This is a genomic window from Streptococcus symci (genome assembly GCF_006385165.1).
Classification (GTDB): domain Bacteria; phylum Bacillota; class Bacilli; order Lactobacillales; family Streptococcaceae; genus Streptococcus; species Streptococcus symci.
This window is the reverse complement of record NZ_VFJA01000001.1, coordinates 589,274-614,226: the sequence shown is the minus strand read 5'-3', so window position 1 is coordinate 614,226 and position 24,953 is coordinate 589,274. Positions and strand designations below refer to the sequence as shown.

Sequence of the window (24,953 nt, the reverse complement as noted above, 5' to 3'; positions counted from 1 at the left end):
GTTGGAAAACAGCTTCCAACCTCAAGTGTATTACAATTCTACTTTAGCAACTGCTGTTTTAGCTGCAAGAGAACCTGTTTGTTCTAATTTAACTGATTTAATAGCTTCAGCATTTGTGAAGACAACTACTGTAGAAGTTTCACGACCTGCTGCACGGATAGCATCCAAGTCAGCTGTGACAAGAAGATCACCTGCTGCAACTTTTTGTCCTTCAGCTACATGAACAGTAAATGGTTTTCCTTCAAGACTTACTGTGTCCAAACCAATGTGAACAAGTACTTCAAGACCTGCTTCAGTCACAAGACCAAGAGCATGTTTTGTAGGGAAGATGCTTGATACAGTACCTGAAACTGGAGATACAATGTTTCCATTTGCAGGTTCTACAGCAAATCCGTCACCCATCATTTTTTGAGCAAATACTGGATCTTTTACTTGTTCCAAAGCAACAACTTGACCGTCAGCTACTGAGTAAACTTCCTCTGTTACACCTTTGTAGTGTACAGTGTTTTGTTGTGCTTCTGTCATTTGACTTGGAAGAGTTTCAGGAATGATTTCACCTGAATCAAGGATATCTTGGATATCAGATTTCAATACGTCTGCTTTTGGACCGTAGATAGCTTGAACTCCTTGTCCTTTCATGACAAGACCCATAGCTCCTTCTGCTTTCCATTGTTCTGCATCACCGACTTTGTCAGCATCTTTTACAGTTACACGAAGACGAGTCATACATGCATCAACATCAACGATGTTTGCACGTCCACCAAGAAGGTTGATAATGTTTACAGCTTGAGAACCTGCTGCAACTTTCACTTCACTGCTAGCTTCTTCTGAACCTTCAGCAGTTTCGTAGTTTCCGTTACGTCCTGGAGTTGCGTAGTTGAATTTTTGAATCATGAAGTTTGCGATAAAGTACATGATTACGGCAAAGAGAACAGTTACCCAGATAAAGTTAACAATATCCATACCAATACCAGCGCTAATCGCAATAGGTGTACGAGTCAAGAACTCGATTGAACCGAATGAGTGCATACGTAGGTTTACTACATCAGACATAGCGAAGGCCGCACCTTGAACAAGTGAGTAAACAAGGTACATAGGTGTTGCTACAAACATGAACATGTATTCGATTGGTTCAGTAACCCCTGTCAAGAATGTTGCAAGAGCTGTCGCAATCATCATACCTTTATATTGATGTTTCTTATCAGCATCGACATTACGGTAGATAGCCACAATCACACCCATCAAGATACCGAACGAACCGATCATTTGTCCAACTTTGAAACGAGCTGGGTGAACAGTATCTAACAATTGTTGGTAGTGACTTGCATCTGTACCTTTAAGGTTAACAAGGTCTGTTACCCATGCAAGCCAAAGTGGATCTTGACCAAATACTTGGCTACCTTTTGCTGCACCAGTTAAGACTTCATAAGTACCACCAAGAGCTGTGTAGTTCATTGGGATAGTCAACATGTGGTGAAGACCAAATGGCAAGAGCAAGCGTTCCAATGTACCATACAAGAATGGTGCAAGGATTGGAGCAGTTTCTTGTGAGTTAGCAATCCAGATACCAAAGCTATTGATACCAGTTTGCACAAGTGGCCAGAAAGCTGAAAGTACGATTGCAGCAATTACTGAACGAAGAATAACTACAAACGGTACAAAACGTTTTCCGTTAAAGAATGAAAGTGCATCAGGAAGCTTACGGAAGTTGTAGTATTTGTTGTAAGCAGTTGCTCCAATAAAACCAGAAATAATCCCTACGAAGACACCCATGTTAAGTGCTGGAGCTTCCATAACACTAATGAAGTAATCAGCAACTTTGATTGATCCACCAAAGAGAGTTGTTACCATAGCTTCTGGATTTTTCAACATATCTCCTGATACGCCAAAGATTGTACCAGTGATACGATTGATTAGGACAAAGGCAAGACCTGCCGCAAACGCACCACCAGCGCGTTCCTTAGCCCAGCTTCCTCCAATAGCGAGGGCAAACAAGATATGAAGGTTAACGATGACTCCCCAACCGATTTGCTCTAGTACACCACCAGTAGTAACGAGTGGGGCAAAGTTAGGGTTGATCATCACAAGTGACTTACCGATTGAAATCATCAAACCAGCAGCCGGCATAACCGCGATAACCACCATCAAAGCCTTACCGAATTTTTGCCAAAACTCGAAAGACAAGACATTTTTGAATGTATCTTTCATCATTCAAATCTCCTTTATTTTTATTTAGGCAAACGTTTTACGAAAACGTTTGCACTTTCTATAATTCAATTATACCACTTTAATTTTTTTTGTAAAGGCTTTTATAAAAAAAGTAGACTTTTTTCTAAAATTTTTGTAGTAAAAAAGGAGATATTAGAATCTCCTCAAATATACTTCTATTTTAGATTTTCAGGAATCGGCGCATTGAAATTCCTGATCCGATTGAACCGATAAAAATTCCAATCACAAATAATAAGGCAATCATCAGTGGACTGAATACTTCTGGTGATATCATTGAAAGGTTCTGACCAACCAATGACTTATTAACCGATTGGTAAACCATTTTATAGACAATAAATACCAGAACTGATGGAAGTGTTGCTCCAAGCAAACCAATGAAGGCACCTTCAAGCAAGAAAGGTCCGCGGATATAGCCATTCTTAGCACCTACTAAACGCATGATTTGAATTTCACGGCTTCGTGAAATGATGGTGATACGTATAGTATTAGAAATCAAGAACACCGCAATGAAAATCAATAATCCAGCGATAACTAGTCCCCAGACACGAATAAATGAGGCTAACTTAAACAAGCGTTCTGTATTAGCACCACCATCTTGAACTTCTGATACACCTTCGATTTTTTTAGCTTCTTCTGCTACTGTCTTTACATCACTGGGTGTATTTGTATCAACGATATATGCATCATAAAGAGGATTGGCATCGCCTTCAAAGATTTTCCAGTTGTCCCCCATTGTTTCTGTCAACTTTTCATATTGTTCTTCTTTACTTGAAAACGTAACACTTTTAACGGTTGACATACCTTTCAAAGCATCATATACCTTATGGTAGTCGTTATTTGTAACAGTTTGACCTTCTTTTTCAATCGTCTCACTATTATCAGCTACGTCCTTACGAATGTATACCATTACTCGGACATTATTTTCGATATCTGTAGCTAGTTTAGCCGTATTAAAGATAACAGATGCAAATATTGCAACCAAGGTCAAAGTAATCATAACTGAACTAACAGCAGCTACTGTCATCCAGCCATTTCGTTTCAAACTTTTTAACGATTCAAATAAATGACGAAAAAATCTACTAATCATCGTATCCATATTCTCCTTTAGCTTCGTCACGAACGACACGGCCATTTTCAATGGCAATGACACGGTGGCGCAAGGTATTTACAATCTGACTGTTGTGGGTAGCCATCAAGACAGTTGTACCTTGGAGATTGATGCGTTCCAGCAAGTTCATAATTTCCCATGAATTATCTGGGTCCAAGTTTCCTGTTGGTTCGTCCGCAATCAATACTTTTGGATTGTTTACAATGGCACGTGCAATTGCAATCCGTTGCTGTTCTCCCCCTGAAAGTTCATTTGGGAAAGAACGAACCTTATGCTTCAATCCAACCAAGTCTAAGACTTCCATAACACGTTTTTTGATATTACGGCGACTTTCTCCAATTACCTCCATTGCATAAGCAATATTTTCATAAACGGTTTTCTTTGGTAACAGTTTATAATCTTGGAAGACAACCCCAACACTACGACGTAGGAGAGGAACATCTTTCTTTTTAATTTTAACCAGATTAAAACCAGCAACAGATAAGCTTCCTTTTTCGATTTTTACTTCGCGATACAAAGAACGAATAAAGGTTGATTTCCCAGCTCCTGAAGGTCCTACGATGTAAACAAATTCCCCTGGTTGAACGCTTACCGAAACACCACGTAGGGCAGTCGTTCCGTTGTCGTATTTTTTGACGACATCTCTCATTTCAATAATTGACATGTGAGTTCCTTTCTATCTTAGCTGATTCTCCACTTGAGATAGGCATCAATAAAACCATCTAGGTCTCCATCCATAACCTTATCTACTTGTGCAACTTCAAAGTTAGTTCGATGGTCTTTTACCATAGTATATGGCGTGAAAACATAAGAACGAATTTGACTTCCCCATGTGATTTCCTTTTTCTCACCCTTGAGGGAATCGACTTCCGCAGCTTTCTTCTCCTGCTCCATTTGATAGAGCTTAGCCTGCAACATCTTCATGGCACGATCTCTATTTCCATACTGGGTACGATCTACCGTTGACTGAACAACAGTTCCCGTAGGAATGTGTGTCAAACGTACTCCAGTTGAAACCTTATTGACGTTTTGTCCACCAGCACCACCTGAACGGAAGGTATCCATCTTGATATCATCTTCACGGATTTCCACTTCAATGGTATCATCCAATTCTGGCATTACTTCCACCGATGTGAAAGAGGTATGGCGACGTTTGGCAGAGTCAAATGGCGAGATTCGCACCAAACGGTGTACACCCATTTCTGACTTGAGAAGACCATAGGCATTGGGCCCTTCAAATGATAGGGTTACTGACTTGATACCAGCTTCATCTCCTGCTTGGTAATCCAATACTTCCACTTTAAAGCCTTTAGCATTTCCATAGCGAGTGTACATACGAAGCAACATATCACCCCAGTCCTGAGCCTCAGTACCACCGGATCCTGGATGGATTTCCAAGATGGCATTATTATGGTCATAAGGTTCTGACAAGAGCAAGGTCATCTCGTAACTGGTCATCATCTTATCAAGTTCGGATAACTGCGTTACCAATTCTTCATGAACCGACTCATCTTCAGCTAAAAAGTCTAATAAAATTTCGACTTCATCCTGCAACTCTTCCATTTTGTGGAAGGTGTTATAGGTGTTTTTTAATTCATTTAATTCTTGCGACGTTTTTTGGGCCGCGATATTATCGTTCCAAAAATCAGGTTCTGTCATCTTGTTTTCCAAGATGGCAATCTCTTCCTCTAGACCCTCGAGGTCAAAGAGACCCCCTGAAAGAAGCTAATTTTTCACGATTTGCGTCAATTTTCTGACGAATTTCTGAAATGTCCATAAATACTCCTTTTTTATATCTTTTTATTATACCATAATCTATCATTTCTTTCCATCTTTTGCTCTACTCCCTTATTACACGTAAAAAGAAGCCTTTCGGCTTCCCTTCTTACAAAATTTTTGCTGAAGTACGAGTAATCTCTTCTACTTGAATATTCTCTGATTCAAATTTTTCTTTCAAAGCTGGTAAATCAATTGATCCATCGATTTGAACTTCGATAATCACCTTACCATCTTTACGCGGAATATTGACTGTATGCGAGATATTCAAATTTTCTTCTACAATCAAAGAAACAATCTTTCCAAGAACGCCAACTTCGTTTTCTGTAACAAAGCGTACACGAATCCCTTCTTCGCCATAACCAGCAATTTCAAGAAAGGCTTGGAAAACGTCACGGTCCGTAATAACCCCATAGACTTGATGATTATCTACGACAGGAAGAATACCAATCTTGTTTTTCAACATCAAATAAGTTGCATCCTCTAGACTCGCATAGCCTGAAACAGTGACAACATCGCGAATCATCACATCTTTTACTTTTGTCTTATTTAGAAGATAATTCATCTCATAGATAGAAAGACTGGTTGCTTTTGATGGACTAGCTTGGGCAATGGTTCCTTCAGTTACCAAACCAACTAATTGATCATTTTCGATAACAGGCAAGCGGTGCAACCCTTGCTCTCTCATCAAATCTGCTGCATGAGATACTGTTGTATCTGGACTAATATATACTACCTTGCGGGTCATAAAATCTTTAACTGCCATGAGACTTCTCCTTTTCTATTCTCATCCCTATTATACAATCTTTTTGTAAATCAATCAAACGCTTACATTTCTTTTTCAAAATTCAGAAAAGTATGAATAAGCTAGCAAAAAGAGCTCTGAAATCGAGCTCTGTGAATGAAGATAGGAAACGTTTCATTCGATTTTTTCAATTATTAGAAATTCATCTTTCAGTGTAGATGTAGATTTGTTTGCAATCTAAATATGTCAACTAAAATAATCTACTGGAAATGATGATTACTTCGTAATTTTCATCTGCCGACTAAAACAATCCACTGGATTGTTTTAGCCACCTAGATATGCTTTTCTGACTTCTTCTGATGAGGCGAGTTCTTTTCCTGTTCCTGATAGAACGATTTTTCCTGTTTCCAGTACGTATCCTCGGTCAGAGATTGCAAGTGCTTTATTGGCATTTTGTTCAATCAAGAGGACGGTTGTTCCTTGTTTCTGGATGTCTTGAATGATATCAAAAATTTCTTGGATAAAGATTGGGGCAAGTCCCATTGATGGTTCATCTAAAAGAAGAAGTTTTGGTGTTGACATAAGAGCGCGTCCCATGGCAAGCATTTGTTGTTCCCCCCTGAAAGAGTAGCTGCATCTTGGTTCTTGCGTTCTTCAAGACGTGGGAAGCGTGAGAAAACTTTCTTCAAGTTAGCTTGATTTTCTTCACGATTTTTCTTTAAGAAAGCTCCCATTTCTAGATTTTCCATAACAGTCAAGCCAGGGAAGACGTGGCGTCCTTCTGGAACTTGTGAAAGACCACCTGCCACGATTTTTTGAGCTGGCATTTTTTGGATTTCTTGACCTAAAAATTCAATCTTTCCTGAACTTGGTCTAACCAAACCAGACAAGGTACGGAGAATGGTTGTCTTACCTGCACCATTGGCACCGATAAGGGAAACAACTTCTCCTTCATTCACTTCAAAGCTTACATCACGGACTGCTTGGATCATGCCATAATGCACAGAAAGATTATCAACTTTTAACATAGACATTAGGCTTCACCTCCTAGATAAGCTTCGATAACACGTTTATTGGTCTTAATTTCGTCTGGAGTTCCTTGAGCAATCAAACGACCGTATTCAAGTACGTAGATACGTTCTGTTACTTCCATGACCAGATTCATATCGTGTTCAATCAGCATGATCGTAATCTTAAATTCATCTTTGATACGACGAATTAACTCAGTCAATTCTGCTGTTTCCTGCGGATTCATACCTGCTGCTGGTTCATCTAAAAAGAGAATTTTAGGTTCCGTAGCAAGGGCACGAACAATTTCCAAACGACGTTGTTGTCCGTAGGCAAGATTTTTAGCAAGAGTTTCTGCATCACCATCTAAATCAAAGATTTTAAGCAATTCCAAGGCTTTAGCCTTTAATTCTTTTTCACTCTTGTAAAAAGCTGGTAAGCGCAAAAAACTAGCAAAAACATGTTGTTTGTGATGGTTGCCAAAAGCAATCAAAACATTATCCAAAACTGTTAAATCTTTAAAGAGACGGATATTTTGGAATGTACGTCCAAGTCCCAAAGAAGCAATCTTATAAGGTGACTTTCCATTCAAAAGATGACCATCTAGTGTTACTGTTCCCTCGCTTGGTTCATAAACACCCGTCAAGAGGTTGAAAAGGGTAGTTTTCCCAGCTCCATTTGGACCGATTAGTCCAACCAGTTCCCCTTCGTTCAATTCAAGAGTCACATCTCCAACAGCTGTTAGACCGCCAAAATGTTTGGTTAACTGTTTTACTTCAAGTAATGCCATTAGTTTTGTTCCTCCTTCTTAGATTTTTTAAAGAAACGTGATAGGCTCAATTCCCATGTTCCAAGGAGTCCACCTGGTCTGAAAATCATTACCAATACCAAGGCCAAAGCGTAAATAATCATACGCACGCTGGCAACATCTTGGAGAAGCATATTCAAAATTCCAAGAACAATAGCTGAAACGATGGCACCTGTAATGGAACCAAGTCCACCAAATACAACAATAATCAATACGTTGATTGAGTTAATGAATGTGTAATCTTTCGGTACAACAGACCCGATAAATCCTGCCTGAAGTGACCCTGCAATACTTGCAGTAATAGCACCAAAGACAAAGGCGATGATTTTAATTTTAGTCGTATTAACCCCAACTGACTCAGCAGCGATTTCATCCTCACGAACGGATAGGGTTGAACGACCAATTGGACTACGCAAGAAGTTCAAGGTTGCAATGGTTGTAATCACGACAAAGAAGTAAACCATTTGCCAAGTTGTAAAGTTTGGAATTCCCAAGATACCTGCCGCACCGTTTGTAAGGCTTCCACCATTGATGATAAAGATACGGATAATTTCAGAAACCCCAAGAGTCGCTACCGCAAGATAATCCCCCTTCAAGCGTAAGGTTGGAATTCCGACAAGCAAGGCAACTGCTCCTGAAAGTAAAGCCCCTACAAGCATGGCTCCAAAGAAGGCACCGTAGGTTGGTGATTTAGAACCAATAATAGCAGCGGCATAGGCACCAATCGCCATGAAACCAGCATGCCCAAGTGAAAATTGTCCTGAAAAACCAACGATTAAGTTGAGACCAACAGCCAGAATAATATTAATTCCAATTTGTTGTAAAATCTGTACATAGAATAGGTTTAGTACTCCAACTGAAACCAATACACTAATCAAGCCATAGCCAGCTAACAAAAGGAGTAACCATAGAATATTAACTTTTAAATTTTCTTTCATCGTTTACACCTTCTCTTTCACATTTTTACCAAGAATACCTGCTGGGCGGACAATCAAGATCAACAACAGGATTCCATAAACAATGGCATCACGGAAGTCTGACATTCCAAAGGCTGTCGCAAAGGTTTCCAATAGACCAATCACAAAGCCACCAAGAGCCGCACCAGGAATAATTCCGATACCACCAAGTACTGCGGCAACGAAAGACTTAAGACCTGGAGTAACCCCCATCAAAGGCTCAAGAGAGTTATAATAAAGGGCAATCAGAACACCAGCCGCACCCGCAAGAGCTGACCCCAAAGCGAAGGTAAAGCTGATAGTACGGTTTACATTGATCCCCATCAATTGCGCTGCATCGCTATCTACGGATACTGCACGCATGGCTTTCCCCATCTTAGTCTTTTGGACAATGACTTGTAACAAAATCATCAAAATCAAGGAAATGGCCAAAATCATTAACTGCACGTTTGTTAGGCTAACTGGTCCCAAATCATAGCGAACTGTTTGAATCGCTTGAGGGAAGGCACGGGTATTAGCACCAACCAGATAGACCATCCCATATTCCAATAGGAAAGAAACCCCAATAGCTGTAATCAAAACAGCAATACGAGTAGAGTGACGCAAAGGTCGGTAAGCAAGGAACTCAATCACGACACCAAGAATGGCTGTCGCTAACATAGCTACAATAAGCGCTACAAAGAAATTCATTTGGAAAGAATTAATCAAGAAATAACCGATAAAGGCTCCCATCATATAAATATCACCGTGGGCGAAGTTGATGAGCTTGATAATTCCGTAAACCATGGTATATCCTAGGGCTAACAGCGCATAAACACTACCTAGAATCAAACCATTTACTAGTTGTTGGAGCATAAGATTCACTCTTTCTATTTATAATTTTGAGGGTTTCCCCTCACTTTTTGATAGGTTCTTAAACACCGAAACAGGGAGTGAGTCAGAGGCTCATTCCCTATTTCAACATTTTTCTATTATGGTTTTACAACTTCTGCTGCTTCAACCTTACCATTGTTCATGGTCATCATGTAAGCAGTTTTGACTGTGTTGTGGTCTGCATCGAAGCTTGTTTGACCAGTTACACCTTCAAAATCTTTTGTTTTAGCAAGGTTATCCTTGATTTCACCTGAGTTTTTAGCACCTTTTGCTGCGTTTGCTACAAGGTGAACTGAGTCATAAGCCAAGGCTGCAAATGTTGAAGGCTCTTCGTTGTACTTAGCACGGTAAGCATCAAGGAAAGCTTTTGCTTTAGCTGAAACTTCTACAGTAGTTGAGAAGCCTGAGATAAAGTAGATGTTTGATGCTTTTTCAGCAGTTGCTTGTTGTACAAACTCTTCACCGTTGAATCCATCACCACCAACGATTGGTTTATCAATTCCCATACCACGCGCTTGGTTTACAATTTTACCAGCTTCAGTGTAGTAACCAGGGACGATGATAGCATCAAAGTCTTTCCCTTTCATTTTTGTAAGGGCTGCTTGAAAGTCTGTGTCACCTGCTACGAAAGTTTCATCTGCAACGATTTCACCTTTGTAAGCTTCACGGAAGGCTTTAGCAATACCTTTAGCATAGTCGCTGGCATTGTCAGTGTAAAGAACAACTTTCTTAGCGTTTAATTTTTCAGTAACATAGTTTGAGATAATTTTTCCTTGGAAGCTATCTTGGAATGTTCCGATAAAGAGGTAATCTTGACCTTTAGTCAATCCATCTTGAGTCGCACTTGGCGAAATCAATGGAACACCTGCTTTTGTAGCGTTCGCTACCGCAGCTGCAGTTGCACCAGATGTCGCAGGTCCTACGATTGCTGATACCTTAGATTGGGTTACTAGGTTAGTTGTTACTGAAGCCGCCTCAGCAGTTTCAGATTTATTATCTTTATCAACTACTTCGATTTGTTTTCCGTCGATACCACCTGCTGCATTGATTTCATCAACAGCAAGTTGGGCACCTTTTTGTTCAGATGTACCGTAAGCTGCTACGGCACCAGTTTCTTCAAAGTTAAATCCGATTTTGATTGTCTTTTCATCTACTGAGTTACCAGCAGCGTTTGACGCTCCAGACTTCACTTCTCCACAGGCTGCAAGAAGTGCTACACTTGCAAGCGCCACAAACGATAGGGCAAATTTTTTCTTCATCTTTTTTTGTCTCCTTATTTCTTAAATAGCATGTTAAGAATATACCGAATTATCAGAAAATTGTCAACACTTTTCTTGAACTTTTTCGATGATAACGTTTTCCTCTCGATGAAGATTGCCCACAAAAGGTGTTTCCAGCTCTTGGATATGACAAACCCTGACTTTTTTTATAAACTTTTCCTTGCCCAAGCGCCCGACCAATTGCTCCATTTCTTGAGTTGGAACATAGAGTTGTAAGTAACGATGTTTCTTGGAATGATAGGTAATATCTCCATAATCCTGCAATTTTTTGGCATCACGATTATAGTAAAGATAGATAATCAAGCCAGATCGTTTGACTTTTTCAAACATGATAAATCCTCTTTCTAAGAAATCTCTCCCTATTATACCAAAAAAAGCAAACCCAGTCGAGTTTGCCTTCTTTCATCATTAATTCAATGAATTGTTGGCCATGATTTCATCAATAAAGCCATATTCAAGTGTTTCTTGGGCACTCATCCAGTTATCGCGTTCTGCATCTGCGTGAACTTTTTCGATTGACTGACCTGAATTTTCAGCCAAGATTTTTTCCAAGGTATTACGAGTTTTAAGCAAGTGTTCTGCAGCGATCGCCATATCGGTTTGCTGAGTACCTCCACCTGTACCACCCATTGGTTGGTGGATCATATACTCTGCATTTGGAAGCATGAAACGTTTGCCTTTTGCTCCACTTGATGCAATGACCGTCCCCATAGATGCTGCCATTCCCATAACAATGGTTTGGACATCTGCCTTGATAAAGTTCATGGTATCAACGATTGCCAAACCAGCTGAAACGGAACCACCAGGTGTATTTACATAAAGGTAAATATCCTTTGTACTATCTTGGGCATCCAAGAAAAGCAACTGGGCAATAACAGAGTTGGCCATATTGTCTTCAACTGGGCCTGTCAGCATAATGATGCGGTCTTTAAGAAGACGTGAGTAAATATCGTAGGAACGTTCTCCACGGCTTGTTTGTTCAATAACTACAGGAATCATTTATTTCTCCTTTTGAGTTTTAATTTTATTGGTCAAATGACTGAAGATAAGACTATTATAATATCTTGGTCAAAAAAGGTCAAATTTTTGCTCTGTTTTCATTAGACAGAAACAAAAATTCAACCTCCTTTCGTGACTGGAAATCCTTTTCCAAGTCAATCTCTTTTTTATTTTATTTTGTACCGAACAAGCGGTCCCCAGCATCTCCAAGACCTGGAACGATATAACCGTGTTCGTTCAAGCGTTCATCCAAGGCTGCTGTAAAGATTTCTACATCTGGATGAGCTTCTTGAAGGGCTTTAACACCTTCTGGAGCAGATACAAGGCAGACAAATTTGATATTTGATGCGCCACGTTTTTTAAGAGAATCAACTGCCAAGATTGCTGATCCACCTGTTGCCAACATTGGGTCTACCACAAAAATTTGACGTTGGTCAATATCTTCAGGCAATTTCACCAAGTACTCAACTGGTTGAAGTGTTTCTTCATCACGGTACATACCGATGTGACCAACCTTAGCAGCTGGAACCAAGCTCAAAAGTCCATCAACCATCCCGATACCTGCACGCAAGATTGGAACGATAGCCAATTTCTTACCTGCCAATTGTTTTTGAACTGTTTTTGTGATTGGTGTTTCGATTTCTACATCTTCTAGTGGAAGATCACGAAGTACTTCATACCCCATCAACATTGCAATCTCATCTACTAGCTCACGAAAAGCTTTTGTAGAAGTATCTGTACGACGCAAGATTGACAATTTGTGTTGAATCAGTGGATGATTAATAACTTCAATTTTTCCCATTTTTGGAATTCCTTCTTTCAATTTATTCTTCTTATTATACCAAAAAACGGTTTAAAAATCTTTCTAAACCATTTATTTTTGATAATTTTTACATTAGATCTGCCTCTTTAAGAGCTGCTTGTACTGTCTCAAGTGGTAAATGGGTTAATTCTGTTCCCTTTTCTTGATAAAGGTATTGGGCATAGTCGTCCATTCGGTACTGGTTGATATAAACCACGCGCTTACAACCAACCTGAAGCAATTGTTTTGTACAGTTTAGACATGGAAAGTGGGTCACATAGGCTGTAAAGCCTTTGGGAACCCCACGTTCTGCACCTTGGAGAATGGCATTAACCTCTGCGTGAAGAGTGCGAACACAGTGACCTTCAATGACCAGACATTCGTGATCAATACAATGCTCAGTCCCTGACACCGAACCATTATAACCAGTGGAAATAACTTTATTATCCTTTACCAAAATTGCGCCCACTTTGGCACGTTTACAAGTGGAACGATTGGCAATTAGTAAGGCTTGGGCTGCAAAATACTCATCCCATGCTAGTCTTTTTTCAGTCATATCTCTTCTCCTTTTTCTCTATTTTTTAAAAAATGGTAACCGTAAATCCGCAATCTTTTCAGCTGGTACCTTCATGCCATCCTTGATCCATTTTAAAAGGACTGAGACGATGGCTGAACTCCAGAAGGAATGAAGATAAGAGCTGACACCTTTTGATTTTCCATGGTATTTTTCTAGAAATTCCTGCATGGCTTGGACAAAGATTTTTTCCAAATGGTAATCTAAGGCCAATTGAATCACTCTGGCTTCCTTTCTTGCCTCGCGGAAAAGGTGAACCCAGACCAGATAAAGGTCTGTCTTTAAATCATAATGGTGCAGCTGTTCCATGATGTTGTGGACGCTCCGTTTAAAGACGCTCTCTAAAATTTCCTCTTTGGAATCATAATTGCGGTAAAAGGCCGCACGCGAAACGCCTGCACGTTTGACCAATTCAGAAATACTAATCTTGGTCAAGTCCTTTTTTTCCAAGAGTTGTAAGAGGGCTGTTTCAATAGCTTCTCTAGTTAATAAATTGGATTCTTGGTTTGATTTTCTGAGATTTTCAAGAGATTTTTCAGAGATTCTACGTTCAGACATAACATTTTCTTTCTACTTGTCACAACAGACGGATGAGGCTTTTGTTTCAAGGGCTTTCATGATATAATTGTAAAAAAAGACAGAACCTTTGTCAATGTATAACTGACAAAGATGGAGAATTTCTATGACTTGGAAGATTATTGCTGACTCTGGTTGTGATTATCGTCAGCTGGCAAGACCAGCTATTGACACGACCTTTGTAAGTGTCCCCTTAACCATTCAAGTAGCTGATCAGGTCTTTGTTGATGATGCCAGTCTTGACATTGACCAAATGATGGAAACCATGTATGCAACCGCAGAAGCTTCAAAATCAGCTTGTCCAAGCCCAGATGATTATTTACGAGCATTTGAAGGAGCCAAAAACATTTTCCTAGTAACCATCACAGGTACTCTCTCTGGCAGTCACAATAGTGCTCAACTAGCCAAGAATATTTATCTTGAAGACCATCCTGACACTAAGATTCATGTAATTGATAGCTTGTCTGCTGGTGGTGAGGTTGACCTACTCGTAGAAAAATTGAATGACTTGATTGACCAGGGCTTATCTTTTGAAGAAGTGGTTGAAGCTATCACTGCCTATCAAGAAAAAACCAAGTTGCTCTTTGTCCTAGCCAAAGTCGATAACTTAGTGAAGAACGGCCGTTTGAGCAAGCTTATCGGTACGGTCGTTGGCCTTCTAAATATCCGTATGGTCGGAGAAGCTAGTGAAACTGGAACCCTTGAATTGCTACAAAAAGCACGAGGTTCAAAGAAATCAGTTCAAGCTGCCTATGATGAAATCATTAAAGCTGGATATGCTGGTGGCCGTATTGTCATGGCCCAACGCAATAACGAGAAATGTTGCCAACAGCTTTCAGAGCGAATTCGTGAAAATTTCCCACAGGCGGATATTAAAATTCTCCCAACCTCTGGCCTCTGCAGTTTCTATGCAGAAGATGGCGGTTTGCTGATGGGATATGAAATTGATTAATTGCATTCTTGACAAGAGATGACTTCATCTCTTGTTTTTTTGTGGTACAATAGAGCTATGAAACATTTTGATACTATTGTCATCGGTGGAGGACCTGCTGGCATGATGGCTACAATTTCCAGTAGCTTTTATGGACAGAAAACCCTCCTCATCGAAAAAAATCGGAAACTTGGAAAAAAATTAGCTGGGACTGGTGGGGGACGTTGCAATGTCACCAACAACGGAACTCTAGATGACCTACTAGCTGGAATCCCTGGAAATGGGCGCTTTTTATACAGTGTCTTCTCCCAGTTTGATAACCACGATATCATCAACTTTTTTACGGAAAATGGAGTCAAACTTAAGGTCGAGGATCACGGACGCGTCTTTCCTGCCAGCGACAAATCTCGGACCATTATCGAAGCCTTGGATAAAAAAATCGCTGAGCTAGGCGGACAAGTTCTCACTCAAACAGAAATTGTTTCGGTTAAAAAGATAGATGACCAATTTGTCCTTAAGTCCGCAGACCAAAGCTTCACTTGTGAGAAACTTATTGTCACAACTGGTGGGAAATCCTATCCTTCTACTGGTTCAACTGGTTTTGGTCACGAGATTGCCCGTCATTTCAAGCATACCATTACCGAGCTTGAGGCCGCTGAAAGTCCATTATTAACGGATTTTCCACACAAAGCACTTCAGGGGATTTCACTAGACGATGTGACCTTAAGCTATGGAAAACATGTCATCACGCACGATCTGCTTTTTACCCACTTTGGTTTGTCTGGCCCTGCTGCTCTGCGTATGTCTAGCTTTGTCAAGGGTGGGGAGGTTCTCTCACTGGATGTTTTCCCTCAACTTTCTGAGAAGGACTTGGCTGCATTCCTAGAAGAAAATCGTGAAAAATCCTTGAAAAACGCTTTAAAAACTTTGCTTCCAGAACGCTTGGCAGAATTTTTTGTGCAAGGCTATCCAGAAAAAGTCAAACAACTGACTGAAAAGGAACGCGAACAACTTCTCCAGTCTATCAAAGCACTCAAAATCCCTGTGACCGGAAAAATGTCCCTTGCCAAGTCCTTTGTTACCAAAGGGGGCGTCAGTCTCAAGGAAATCAATCCCAAAACTCTAGAAAGTAAGCTGGTACCTGGACTCCACTTTGCTGGCGAGGTACTGGATATCAATGCCCACACGGGTGGGTTTAACATCACTTCTGCCCTCTGTACTGGTTGGGTGGCGGGATCAAACCCAATCTAAATCTGAATTATTTAATGGCTAAATCAGCCCCAAAAGAAAGGAAGTCCTTTGGAACATATTATCTTGTTAAGGGGAGTTACTCCTAATGGAAAAAATGCTATCCCTAAAATGTCTTATCTAGTAGATATCTTAACAGAAGCCGGTTTTCAACAAGTTCGAACCTATATTCAAAGTGGAAATATTATTCTTGAAAGTAACTTAGCTCTCGAAGAAATACGAGAACAGGTTCATACTCTAATAAAGGAAAAGATTGGAGCCAATCTCAAAATAATCATTAAGAATAAGGATGATTTTGAAAACATTGTCCAAGAAAATCCGTTTGGAGAACACTATCTTTATGACCGTATACACGTGATTTTTTATCAAGAATCTATTCAAAGTCTCCCTTTAGAAAAATTGAAAATTGATTACGGTGAAGAAGAAATTTGTATCGGTAACCATTGTCTTTACCTCTATCTCCCTAGAACTGCAAAACAAAAGAAACTCCATACCAACTATCTTGAAAAGCTTTTTAATGTAGATTTGACAATGCGAAAACTAAATGTAGTAGAAAAATTATTAAGCAAGTAGTGCTTGAATTTAGTAAAAATCGGAAGATCACTCCTCCGATTTTATTTTGTCTGAGTTTGGACATAGTGAGCAATGACATCTGATGTGTACTGGGCTGTTCCTGGTCCAAATTTGTCAATATTTTCCTTAAACTCTGGATTATAGACGTAGCCCTTGCCGATATATCCGAATACCTCAATAGAGCAGTCGAATCCATAGGTACGGATGGCTTGCAAGAGTTTAGCAGCTTCTTCTTGGTTTTCTGTTGCTGTTACAGGTATACCAGCTTGAAGATTTTGTGCCAAAGCTTGAAAAACTTGGTTGAAGGCAGCCGTAGCCTCATCTTCGTGACCTTTCTGGCGCTCCAGCGCTTGATCCATGACTTCTTGTCCATATTTCTCTACCGCCTCGTGGTGGTATTTTTGATGGTCTTGGTAGTTAAATCCAGCAAATTTCTCTTGAATGCTCATTTCTCTTTCTCCTTTTTGTTCTTGAATGGTTTTTTGCAAAGTTGAAATCAAGGTATCCAGATGTTCCCTTTCTCGAGTCAAATAGTCCAACTGTCTGGTCAAATGAGGCAATAAATCTGTCCTTTCTTCCTTTAATAGCTCTGCTATTTTTTCTAAAGAAAAACCTAGATATTTGTAGTAAAGAATGACCTGTAGGCGTTCCAAATCCTCTTGGCTGTATGTTCGATATCCGTTTTCTGACTTTAAAGGGACCAGAAGGCCTATCTTGTCGTAGTGGTGCAGGGTCTTAACAGAAACACCTGAAAGCTGCGCAGCTTCTTTTATATGGTACATGTTTTCCTCCTTACATTGATAGTATAACCCCTCCCCTTAGGTCAGAGTCAAGCGTTTTTGCGAAATTTTTAAAAATTTTTGAGAAAGGTGTGAAAACTTGAAAATGGTTTTCTTGACAGACCTTAGAAAACATGATAGGATAGTCAAGTCTATCAATCAAAGGAAAAGCTCATTTTGAGTACTGATGAGGCTATTTGCCAAGGGCAGTAGCTTTTTCTTTTGTAACACTAATTTTAGGAGTTTAACTATGTCTGAAAAATCTCAATGGGGTTCTAAACTAGGCTTCATCCTAGCATCTGCTGGTTCAGCCATCGGACTTGGTGCCGTTTGGAAATTCCCCTATATGACTGCTGCTAACGGTGGAGGGGGCTTTTTATTAGTCTTTCTCATCTCCACTATTCTAATCGGTTTCCCCCTTTTGCTGGCTGAATTTGCCCTTGGCCGAAGTGCTGGTGTCTCTGGGATTAAAACCTTTGGAAAACTGGGCAAGAATGGCAAGTACAACTTCATCGGTTGGATTGGTGCCTTTGCCCTCTTTATCCTCTTATCTTTCTACAGTGTTATTGGGGGATGGATTCTGGTTTATCTGGGTATTGAGTTTGGGAAATTGTTCCAAATTGGTGGAACGGGTGATTACGCTCAGTTATTTACTTCAATCATTTCAAATCCAGCCATTGCCCTTGGAGCTCAAGCAGCCTTTATCCTATTGAATATCTTTATTGTATCACGTGGGGTTCAAAAAGGGATTGAAAGAGCTTCGAAAGTCATGATGCCTCTGCTCTTTATCATCTTTGTCGTCATCATCGGTCGTTCTCTCAGTTTGCCAAATGCCATGGAAGGCGTTCTCTACTTCCTAAAACCAGACTTCTCTAAGCTGACTAGTGCTGGTCTCCTCTATGCTCTGGGACAATCTTTCTTTGCCCTCTCACTAGGAGTTACAGCCATGCTGACCTATGCTTCTTACTTAGACAAAAAAACCAATCTGGTCCAGTCAGGGATTTCCATTGTAGCCATGAACATCTCGGTATCCATCATGGCAGGTCTCGCCATTTTCCCAGCTATGTCAGCATTCAATATCCAGTCTGAAGGGGGACCGAGCTTGCTCTTTATCGTCTTGCCTCAACTCTTTGACAAGATGCCTTTTGGAACCATTTTCTACATTCTCTTCCTCTTGCTCTTCCTCTTTGCGACAGTCACTTCTTCCGTCGTTATGCTGGAAATCAATGTGGGCAATATCACCAACCAGGACAACAGCAAGCGTGCCATGTGGAGTGCCATTTTAGGAATCTTGACCTTTGTCTTTGGAATTCCTTCAGCCCTGTCTTATGGTGTCATGGCGGATGTTCACATCTTTGGGAAGACCTTCTTTGATGCTATGGATTTCTTGGTTTCTAATCTTCTTATGCCATTTGGAGCTCTCTGCCTTTCACTCTTTACTGGCTACATCTTTAAGAAGACACTTGCAATGGAGGAACTCCATCTCGATGAAACAGTGTGGAAACAGGGACTTTTCCAAGTCTGGCTCTTCCTTCTTCGTTTCATCATTCCAATTATCATCATCGTGGTCTTTATCGCCCAATTTATGTAATCAAAAAGGACTTGAGTAGTGAACTCAGGCCCTTTCTTTTTTATGGATGGCTAACAATCAATTCCAAACCTTGCCCTTCTAGGGTCCAAGCTTCAACATCGCTTGGTAGGATAAAGTGGCTACCTTTTTGAATCGGATAGTTCTTTCCATCAACAGTTAGCTGACCTTGACCAACCAAGACACTCAACAAGCTGTAATCAGCTGTCTTTTCGAAGTCAACTTTTCCAGTAATTTCCCACTTGTAGACTGCGAAGAAATCATTGGATACAAGGAGAGTAGAACGCAAATCATCTGCTTTGACAGTCACAGGACGGCTATTTGCTGGCTCACCAATGTTTAAAACATCGATAGATTTTTCAAGGTGAAGTTCACGCAAGTTACCCTTATCATCCTTACGGTCAAAGTCATAGACGCGATAGGTGGTGTCACTAGATTGTTGGGTTTCAAGAATTAAGATACCTGCCCCGATAGCGTGCATGGTTCCGCTTGGTACATAGAAGAAATCTCCAGCTTTAACTGGTACTTTTGTCAACAAATCATCCCAGTTCTTGTCCTCGATGTGCTGGCGGAGTTCTTCTTTTGACTTGGCATTGTGACCATAGATAATCTCTGAACCTTCGTCCGCAGCGATGATGTACCAGCATTCTGTTTTTCCAAGTTCGCCTTCATGCTCGAGTCCGTAAGCATCGTCTGGGTGAACTTGGACGCTGAGCCAGTCGTTGGCATCGAGGATTTTGGTCAAAAGTGGAAATACAGGTTCTGGACGATTGCCAAACAATTCACGGTGTTCCGCATACAAAGTAGCTAGGTCTGTTCCCTCGTAGCGACCATTAGCCACCTTTGAAACTCCATTTGGATGAGCTGAGATGGCCCAGTATTCCCCTATTTTTTCACTTGGGATGTCATAGCCAAACTCATCACGTAGCTTGGTTCCCCCCCAGATTTTTTCTTGCATAACTGATTGTAAAAATAATGGTTCTGACATGTCAATCTCCTGTCTGATTTTTCTCCCCTCATTATAGCAGAAAAAGAGTCCGAATTGAACTCTTTTTCCAATCTTATAAAGTAGGGAGAAGATTTTATAAAAATAGTAAAGAAATCCCCTCTTATGCTATAACTTTTGCTGGCGATCAAACTCTACTATGTCCTATTTCATACGATAAAAATCAAGCACTAGACCAGCAGGGCCTTTAACTAATAAGGACTCTGTTTCCCAATCCGTTTCACAAATACCATGTAAAATCTCGACACCGATCTCTTTTAAACGTTGGTAATTCTGATTTAGATCCTCAACCTCGATATGAAGAATGATTCCTGACTGAAAATCTTCCAAAGGAATCAAATGATTTTGGGACAACATCAGACAGTGACTGCCAATCGTAAATTGAGCAAAACTGTCATCAACATAATCGGATTTTTTACCCAAAATACGCTCCAAGTCAGCACAGACTTGGGGAACATCGGAAACGATAATATCTAATTGATTTAAATTCATTTACTATCCTCCAGAAAAAGACCGGATTGCTCCGATCTTTTCAAGTTTCTCTCTATGAAAATCAAAGAACAAACAAGGCGGAACCAAGTTTGATGGCAAATCTTTGCTCATCAAACTACGAAAAATCCCTTGGGACTTTTTCTAGGCTCCGCACTAGATTCCATCATTGAAAATTAAGGTTTCAATGATGGAATCGTCGGCAGTAACCTAATAAAGAAGTCTATAAATTTATCTTTGATTTTCGACGAGAGGAATTATTTAATTGCGCGTGATTGCAACCCTTCTTCTTCCAAGAAGAGACGGAATGGTACGAGTTCTTCTGCTTCGTATTTTTCCTTGAAGGCTTTGATTGCTTCTTCTGAGTGAAGTTTTGGATCCAATTCAAGTACTTCTACTGGAAGTGGACGGTGTGGAGTGATGCGAGCATCGATCACAACAGTTTTACCTTCTTTGTTCAATTTAACAGCTTCTGCAACAACTGCATCGATGTCTTCGATACGGTCAACTGTAAATCCAACAGCTCCTTGAGCTTCAGCGATTTTCGCATAGTCAGCATTAGGGAAGTCACAACCAAACAAGTGTTTGTTTGTGTCTTCGTATTTGTCCTTGATGAAGGCATATTTACCATTTGAGAAGACAACGTTGATAACTGGAAGGTCGTATTGAACGTTTGTGATAACGTCTGGGTAGCACATGTTGAATGCACCGTCACCCATGATGTTCCATACTTGGCGATCTGGATTGTCTTTCTTAGCAGCGATACCACCAGGAAGGGCAATACCCATTGTCGCAAATAGTGGAGATGTACGCCACATGTTCTTAGGTGTCATGTGAAGGTGACGAGTAGATGTTTGAGTAGTGTCACCTACGTCGATTGAATAGATAGCGTCTTGATCAGCATGTTTGTTGATTGCATTGTAAACTTGATACAATTGCAATTCACCCTCAGTTTTACCTTCGAGTTTGTTCATGTAATCACGCCAGTTTTGGTTATTCTTAACGTTTGCACGCCACCATGGAGTTGATTCAACTGGATTCACTTTGTCAAGGATAGCTTTAGCTGCTTGACCTGCGTCACCAAGGATAGATGCGTCAAGGGCATGACGTTTACCAAGTTTGTAAGGGTCGATATCAACTTGGATGAATTTTTCAGTGTTCTTGAATGCTTCGTAAACTTCAGCAAATGGGAAGTTTGAACCAAGGAAAAGAACTGTGTCTGCTTCAAAGACAACTTCGTTGGCTGGTTTCCAACCAACACGGTAAGCAGAACCTGTCAAACCTTCATAGTTCCATTCAAAGGCTTCAAAGTTTTTACCAGTTGTGATGATTGGTGCTTTGATTTTACGTGACAATTCAGTGATCACTTCACCAGCTTTAACACCACCGTAACCAGCATAGATAACTGGACGTTCAGCATTGTTCAAGATTTCAACAGCTTTGTCGATTTCAACTTCGTTCAAAGCAGGAGCGATGAATGAACGCTCGTATGAACCTGATCCATAGTAAGAGTTTTCGTCGATTTCTTGGAAACCGAAGTTTACTGGGATTTCAACAACAGCTGGACCTTTTTTAGAAACTGCAGCACGGCAAGCTTCGTCAATAACTTTTGGCAATTGCTCAGCGTAAGCTACACGTTTATTGTATACAGCGATACCGTTGTACATTGGGTTTTGGTTCAATTCTTGGAAAGCATCCATGTTGAGTTCGTTAACTGGACGTGATCCAAGGATTGCTAGGAATGGAGTGTTATCCATAGCTGCATCGTAAACACCGTTAATCAAGTGAGTCGCACCTGGACCACCTGAACCAACTGCAACCCCGATTGAGCCGCCGAATTTAGCTTGCATAACCGCTGCAAGAGCACCTGTTTCTTCGTGGCGAACTTGCAAGAAGCGGATATCTTTATCTTCAGCCAAAGCGTCCATCAATGAGCTGAGTGTTCCTGATGGGATACCGTAGATTGTGTCTACGCCCCATGTTTTCAATACGTTAAGCATTGCTGCAGATGCAGTAATTTTCCCTTGAGTCATAGTGATAACTCTCCTTCAAATATTTTTAAATCTACTAAAAAAGGTTTCATATAGTTTTTGAAAACGTTTCAGTAAATTTTTACACTACTAATTTATCACATTTATTTTTAGTTTACTAAGAATCTGCTCAGAAGTTTCTATTCTCTATTACAGTACAGTTTGAAAACGTTTTTAGTTTCTGTTTTATAATACTCAATGAAAATCAAAGAGCAAACTAGGAAGCTAGCCACAGGTTGCTCAAAGCACAGCTTTGAGGTTGCAGATAAAGCTGACGTGGTTTGAAGAGATTTTCAAAGAGTATAAAAAGCGAGCAAGCCCGCTTTTAATCTATTTTACTAAAGTTTAGTAAGAGTGAACTAGTCAGAACAGATACAGAACTAAAGGCCATGGCTAGACCAGCTAGTTCTGGATTGAGGGCCAGTCCAACACCTGAAAAGACTCCTGCTGCAATCGGAATTCCGGCGACATTGTAGATAAAGGCCCAGAAAAGATTGAGCAGAATACGATGAAAGGTTTTCTTACTCATGTCAAAGGCACGAACCACTCCTAGGAGGTTATTAGTTGTCAACACCAAATCTGCTGACTCGATGGCAATATCTGTTCCAGCTCCCATAGCAATCCCCACATCTGCTACACTGAGGGCAGGAGCATCATTGATACCGTCCCCAACAAAGGCTACTTTGCCAGTCGCTTGTAGTTTATGGATTTCATGGGCTTTTTCTTCTGGTAAGACACCTGCAATGACCTCTTCGATTCCGATCTGATCGGCAATAGCACGCGCCACACCTGCATTGTCTCCTGTCAGCATGACTGTTTTAAGACCTCGTTTTTTCAACTGACTGATGGCAAGCTTAGCATTTTCCTTAGGAATATCTTGCAGAGCAAGCAAGCCTTTGATTTCATTCTCAACAGCCAAGAACACAACTGTCTTAGCTTCTTTTTCCAGTTCTTCTAGTTTTTCTTGATAAGTGCTAGAAATGTTCATGCCATCCAGCATTTTAGCATTTCCAAGCAGAACTTGTTTTTCATTGATTTGCCCTGAAACACCTTTTCCGTGCAGGGCTTGGAAATTTTCCACAGTGTGAAGCTCAAGTCCAGTTTCAGTCGCTCGCTTGACAATGGCCTCAGCCAGTGGGTGTTGTGAAGCTTCTTCCAAGGAAGCTGCCAATCCAAGCACCTCTGCCTCGTCGCCGATGATATCTGTTACCACTGGTTTCCCTTCCGTCAAAGTTCCTGTTTTATCAAAGACAATAGTTTGGACTTTCTGGATTTCCTGTAGAACCGTTCCATTTTTAAGGAGAACTCCCATCTTAGCACTGCGACCTGTCCCCACCATGAGGGCTGTCGGTGTTGCAAGTCCCAATGCACAAGGGCAGGCAATAATCAGAACTGCTACTCCATAGAGAAGCGAAGACACAAAGCTCGCTCCAAGCACAACTACACTATCCCTGAGCAAGACGAACCAAACCCAAAAGGTCACAATCCCTAAAATGACAACTGCTGGGACAAAAATGCCTGAAATTTTATCCGTCAAGTCCTGAATCGGCGCACGACTTGTCTGAGCTTTCTTCACAAAATCCACAATCTGAGCCAAAACTGTCTCTGAGCCAACTTTTTCTGCCTTAAAAACAAGCGTTCCACTATTATTGATGGTTGAGCCAATCACGGTATCTCCAACTGTCTTGTCCACAGGCAGACTCTCACCTGTCACCATAGACTCATCAATACTAGAGATACCTTCTACTACGACACCATCAACCGCAATCTTTTCACCGGGACGCACTCGAATCAGGTCACCTACCTTGACTTGCTCCAAAGGGACTTGAACATAATTATCCTCACGCAAGACTTCTGCAGTTTTAGCCTGCAAGTCAAGTAATTTCTCCACAGCTTGGGAAGTATTTTTCCGCATTTTCTCCTCAAAAACGGCTCCCATAAGAACGAAGAAGAAGATAAAGGCAGCACTTTCAAAGTAAACGGGGAGGCCAGCGAAGAGGGCAACTAAGCTATAGAAATAGGCCACTAGGGTTCCCAGAGCAACCAAGGTATCCATGTTGGCATTATGCTTTTTAAAACTAGCCCAAGCACTTTGGATATAAGGACCACCTGCTACTAGCATAATCGGTGTTGTGGCTAAAAAGGTGCCCCAACGCATGACTTGGTGACTAATTCCTCCTGTCGACATCCCAATCATGAGGATCACAAGAGGCACAGTAAAGATACTAGTAATCCAAAAACGCTGTAAAAGTGATAGAGATTTTCGAGTCTTCTCAACAACTGTATAACTTCCCTTTTGCATCTTCATGCCACAAGAAAATTCATGTTGGCCTAATTCTTGAGGTGTAAAACGAATTGTTTTCTCTTCGTCTACGCCGATTGGTTCCAAGATGCCTTCTTCTTCAAACAGAATTTCCTTGTAACAGTTTGAAGGAGTTGCTCGATGAAAGGTAATCTCAGCAGGAATTCCCTTTTGAAGCTGGATATGGGCTGGATGGTAGCCTTTGTCTGCCGTGATACGGATTTTTTGAACACCATTTTCAAGATTTGCTTTTATAATTTCAGTCATATCATT

23 protein-coding genes and 1 pseudogene are annotated in these 24,953 nt (G+C 40.7%); 4 read left to right on the top strand and 20 right to left on the bottom strand.

Annotation, left to right across the window (positions count from 1 at the left end):
* Positions 1-30 precede the first annotated feature (30 nt).
* From FJN11_RS02905 to FJN11_RS02825, 15 genes and pseudogenes are all read right to left on the bottom strand, one after another.
* Positions 31-2,211, bottom strand: coding sequence for a PTS transporter subunit IIBC (locus tag FJN11_RS02905; RefSeq protein ID WP_084819648.1), 2,181 nt, complete (start codon positions 2,209-2,211; stop codon positions 31-33).
* Between the two features lie 178 nt (positions 2,212-2,389).
* Positions 2,390-3,316 (bottom strand): permease-like cell division protein FtsX, encoded by a 927-nt coding sequence (gene ftsX / locus FJN11_RS02900; RefSeq protein ID WP_000625545.1) that lies wholly within the window; start codon positions 3,314-3,316, stop codon positions 2,390-2,392.
* Positions 3,309-4,001, bottom strand: coding sequence for a cell division ATP-binding protein FtsE (gene ftsE, locus FJN11_RS02895; protein WP_000022269.1), 693 nt, complete (start codon positions 3,999-4,001; stop codon positions 3,309-3,311). The genes ftsX and ftsE overlap by 8 nt, the downstream gene beginning before the upstream one ends.
* A gap of 17 nt (positions 4,002-4,018) precedes the next feature.
* Positions 4,019-5,114 (bottom strand): peptide chain release factor 2 gene (prfB, locus tag FJN11_RS02890; RefSeq protein ID WP_140224011.1). Its coding sequence is split into 2 segments (ribosomal slippage): positions 4,019-5,041 and positions 5,043-5,114, totalling 1,095 coding nucleotides; the frame shifts between segments, so codons are not numbered across the junction.
* 108 nt (positions 5,115-5,222) lie between these two features.
* Positions 5,223-5,879 (bottom strand): CBS domain-containing protein, encoded by a 657-nt coding sequence (locus FJN11_RS02880; RefSeq protein ID WP_140224010.1) that lies wholly within the window; start codon positions 5,877-5,879, stop codon positions 5,223-5,225.
* A gap of 303 nt (positions 5,880-6,182) precedes the next feature.
* A pseudogene (locus FJN11_RS02875) lies at positions 6,183-6,892 on the bottom strand (ABC transporter ATP-binding protein).
* Positions 6,892-7,656 (bottom strand): ABC transporter ATP-binding protein, encoded by a 765-nt coding sequence (locus FJN11_RS02870; RefSeq protein WP_001185997.1) that lies wholly within the window; start codon positions 7,654-7,656, stop codon positions 6,892-6,894. The pseudogene FJN11_RS02875 and the gene FJN11_RS02870 overlap by 1 nt, the downstream one beginning before the upstream one ends.
* Entirely contained in the window at positions 7,656-8,612 is a 957-nt protein-coding gene (locus FJN11_RS02865; protein ID WP_000662290.1) for a branched-chain amino acid ABC transporter permease, read from the bottom strand. Before FJN11_RS02865 ends, FJN11_RS02870 begins: the two co-directional genes overlap by 1 nt.
* A 3-nt stretch (positions 8,613-8,615) precedes the next feature.
* The gene (locus FJN11_RS02860; RefSeq protein WP_000941427.1) at positions 8,616-9,485 is read right to left on the bottom strand and encodes a branched-chain amino acid ABC transporter permease; all 870 of its coding nucleotides are present in this window, start codon (positions 9,483-9,485) and stop codon (positions 8,616-8,618) included.
* A gap of 116 nt (positions 9,486-9,601) precedes the next feature.
* On the bottom strand, positions 9,602-10,762 hold the full coding sequence (locus FJN11_RS02855; RefSeq protein WP_020903477.1) for an ABC transporter substrate-binding protein: 1,161 nt from the start codon (positions 10,760-10,762) through the stop codon (positions 9,602-9,604).
* 63 nt (positions 10,763-10,825) lie between these two features.
* Positions 10,826-11,113: a YlbG family protein gene (locus FJN11_RS02850; protein WP_084926910.1), complete on the bottom strand. Its 288-nt coding sequence runs from the start codon at positions 11,111-11,113 to the stop codon at positions 10,826-10,828.
* 78 nt (positions 11,114-11,191) lie between these two features.
* Positions 11,192-11,782 carry an ATP-dependent Clp protease proteolytic subunit ClpP gene (clpP, locus tag FJN11_RS02840; protein WP_000613475.1) on the bottom strand — a complete coding sequence of 197 codons (591 nt, stop codon included), beginning with the start codon at positions 11,780-11,782 and terminating at the stop codon, positions 11,192-11,194.
* Between the two features lie 172 nt (positions 11,783-11,954).
* A complete protein-coding gene (gene upp / locus FJN11_RS02835) occupies positions 11,955-12,584 on the bottom strand; it encodes a uracil phosphoribosyltransferase (protein ID WP_000515974.1) in 630 nt (209 codons plus the stop codon).
* 88 nt (positions 12,585-12,672) lie between these two features.
* The gene (locus FJN11_RS02830; RefSeq protein WP_000136973.1) at positions 12,673-13,140 is read right to left on the bottom strand and encodes a deoxycytidylate deaminase; all 468 of its coding nucleotides are present in this window, start codon (positions 13,138-13,140) and stop codon (positions 12,673-12,675) included.
* 18 nt (positions 13,141-13,158) lie between these two features.
* Positions 13,159-13,716: a TetR/AcrR family transcriptional regulator gene (locus FJN11_RS02825; protein ID WP_000004132.1), complete on the bottom strand. Its 558-nt coding sequence runs from the start codon at positions 13,714-13,716 to the stop codon at positions 13,159-13,161.
* 124 nt (positions 13,717-13,840) lie between these two features.
* On the opposite strand from FJN11_RS02825, the gene FJN11_RS02820 reads away from it, so the two are divergent.
* From FJN11_RS02820 to FJN11_RS02810, 3 genes are read left to right on the top strand one after another with little or no spacing between them, the layout of a single operon-like run.
* Positions 13,841-14,686 (top strand): DegV family protein, encoded by an 846-nt coding sequence (locus tag FJN11_RS02820; RefSeq protein ID WP_140224009.1) that lies wholly within the window; start codon positions 13,841-13,843, stop codon positions 14,684-14,686.
* A 57-nt stretch (positions 14,687-14,743) separates the two neighbouring features.
* A complete protein-coding gene (gene aao / locus FJN11_RS02815; RefSeq protein ID WP_140224008.1) occupies positions 14,744-15,916 on the top strand; it encodes an aminoacetone oxidase in 1,173 nt (390 codons plus the stop codon).
* Between the two features lie 48 nt (positions 15,917-15,964).
* A complete protein-coding gene (locus tag FJN11_RS02810) occupies positions 15,965-16,486 on the top strand; it encodes a DUF1697 domain-containing protein (RefSeq protein WP_000400053.1) in 522 nt (173 codons plus the stop codon).
* A gap of 41 nt (positions 16,487-16,527) precedes the next feature.
* Here the strand turns inward: FJN11_RS02810 and FJN11_RS02805 are convergent, their stop codons facing one another.
* The gene (locus FJN11_RS02805) at positions 16,528-17,268 is read right to left on the bottom strand and encodes a MerR family transcriptional regulator (protein WP_140224007.1); all 741 of its coding nucleotides are present in this window, start codon (positions 17,266-17,268) and stop codon (positions 16,528-16,530) included.
* Between the two features lie 247 nt (positions 17,269-17,515).
* Here FJN11_RS02805 and FJN11_RS02800 point away from each other — a divergent pair, with 247 nt between their 5' ends.
* On the top strand, positions 17,516-18,856 hold the full coding sequence (locus FJN11_RS02800; protein WP_140224006.1) for a sodium-dependent transporter: 1,341 nt from the start codon (positions 17,516-17,518) through the stop codon (positions 18,854-18,856).
* A gap of 40 nt (positions 18,857-18,896) precedes the next feature.
* Here the strand turns inward: FJN11_RS02800 and manA are convergent, their stop codons facing one another.
* The 4 genes from manA to FJN11_RS02780 all read right to left on the bottom strand — a co-directional run bounded on the left by manA (position 18,897) and on the right by FJN11_RS02780 (position 24,947).
* On the bottom strand, positions 18,897-19,841 hold the full coding sequence (gene manA / locus FJN11_RS02795; protein WP_140224005.1) for a mannose-6-phosphate isomerase, class I: 945 nt from the start codon (positions 19,839-19,841) through the stop codon (positions 18,897-18,899).
* A 162-nt stretch (positions 19,842-20,003) separates the two neighbouring features.
* The gene (locus tag FJN11_RS02790; RefSeq protein ID WP_140224004.1) at positions 20,004-20,351 is read right to left on the bottom strand and encodes a VOC family protein; all 348 of its coding nucleotides are present in this window, start codon (positions 20,349-20,351) and stop codon (positions 20,004-20,006) included.
* A gap of 254 nt (positions 20,352-20,605) precedes the next feature.
* Positions 20,606-22,381, bottom strand: a complete 1,776-nt coding sequence (gene spxB / locus FJN11_RS02785; protein WP_049535419.1) for a pyruvate oxidase — start codon at positions 22,379-22,381, stop codon at positions 20,606-20,608.
* A 322-nt stretch (positions 22,382-22,703) separates the two neighbouring features.
* Complete coding sequence (locus FJN11_RS02780; protein WP_140224003.1) at positions 22,704-24,947, bottom strand: heavy metal translocating P-type ATPase; 2,244 nt, start codon at positions 24,945-24,947, stop codon at positions 22,704-22,706.
* Positions 24,948-24,953: the final 6 nt, after the last annotated feature.

Coding starts and splice junctions, on each gene's coding strand:
- FJN11_RS02905 (WP_084819648.1), bottom strand. CDS start 2,211: ATGATGAAAGATACATTCAAAAATGTCTTGTCTTTCGAGTTTTGGCAA.
- ftsX (WP_000625545.1), bottom strand. CDS start 3,316: ATGATTAGTAGATTTTTTCGTCATTTATTTGAATCGTTAAAAAGTTTG.
- ftsE (WP_000022269.1), bottom strand. CDS start 4,001: ATGTCAATTATTGAAATGAGAGATGTCGTCAAAAAATACGACAACGGA.
- FJN11_RS02880 (WP_140224010.1), bottom strand. CDS start 5,879: ATGGCAGTTAAAGATTTTATGACCCGCAAGGTAGTATATATTAGTCCA.
- FJN11_RS02870 (WP_001185997.1), bottom strand. CDS start 7,656: ATGGCATTACTTGAAGTAAAACAGTTAACCAAACATTTTGGCGGTCTA.
- FJN11_RS02865 (WP_000662290.1), bottom strand. CDS start 8,612: ATGAAAGAAAATTTAAAAGTTAATATTCTATGGTTACTCCTTTTGTTA.
- FJN11_RS02860 (WP_000941427.1), bottom strand. CDS start 9,485: ATGCTCCAACAACTAGTAAATGGTTTGATTCTAGGTAGTGTTTATGCG.
- FJN11_RS02855 (WP_020903477.1), bottom strand. CDS start 10,762: ATGAAGAAAAAATTTGCCCTATCGTTTGTGGCGCTTGCAAGTGTAGCA.
- FJN11_RS02850 (WP_084926910.1), bottom strand. CDS start 11,113: ATGTTTGAAAAAGTCAAACGATCTGGCTTGATTATCTATCTTTACTAT.
- clpP (WP_000613475.1), bottom strand. CDS start 11,782: ATGATTCCTGTAGTTATTGAACAAACAAGCCGTGGAGAACGTTCCTAC.
- upp (WP_000515974.1), bottom strand. CDS start 12,584: ATGGGAAAAATTGAAGTTATTAATCATCCACTGATTCAACACAAATTG.
- FJN11_RS02830 (WP_000136973.1), bottom strand. CDS start 13,140: ATGACTGAAAAAAGACTAGCATGGGATGAGTATTTTGCAGCCCAAGCC.
- FJN11_RS02825 (WP_000004132.1), bottom strand. CDS start 13,716: ATGTCTGAACGTAGAATCTCTGAAAAATCTCTTGAAAATCTCAGAAAA.
- FJN11_RS02820 (WP_140224009.1), top strand. CDS start 13,841: ATGACTTGGAAGATTATTGCTGACTCTGGTTGTGATTATCGTCAGCTG.
- aao (WP_140224008.1), top strand. CDS start 14,744: ATGAAACATTTTGATACTATTGTCATCGGTGGAGGACCTGCTGGCATG.
- FJN11_RS02805 (WP_140224007.1), bottom strand. CDS start 17,268: ATGTACCATATAAAAGAAGCTGCGCAGCTTTCAGGTGTTTCTGTTAAG.
- FJN11_RS02800 (WP_140224006.1), top strand. CDS start 17,516: ATGTCTGAAAAATCTCAATGGGGTTCTAAACTAGGCTTCATCCTAGCA.
- manA (WP_140224005.1), bottom strand. CDS start 19,841: ATGTCAGAACCATTATTTTTACAATCAGTTATGCAAGAAAAAATCTGG.
- FJN11_RS02790 (WP_140224004.1), bottom strand. CDS start 20,351: ATGAATTTAAATCAATTAGATATTATCGTTTCCGATGTTCCCCAAGTC.
- spxB (WP_049535419.1), bottom strand. CDS start 22,381: ATGACTCAAGGGAAAATTACTGCATCTGCAGCAATGCTTAACGTATTG.
- FJN11_RS02780 (WP_140224003.1), bottom strand. CDS start 24,947: ATGACTGAAATTATAAAAGCAAATCTTGAAAATGGTGTTCAAAAAATC.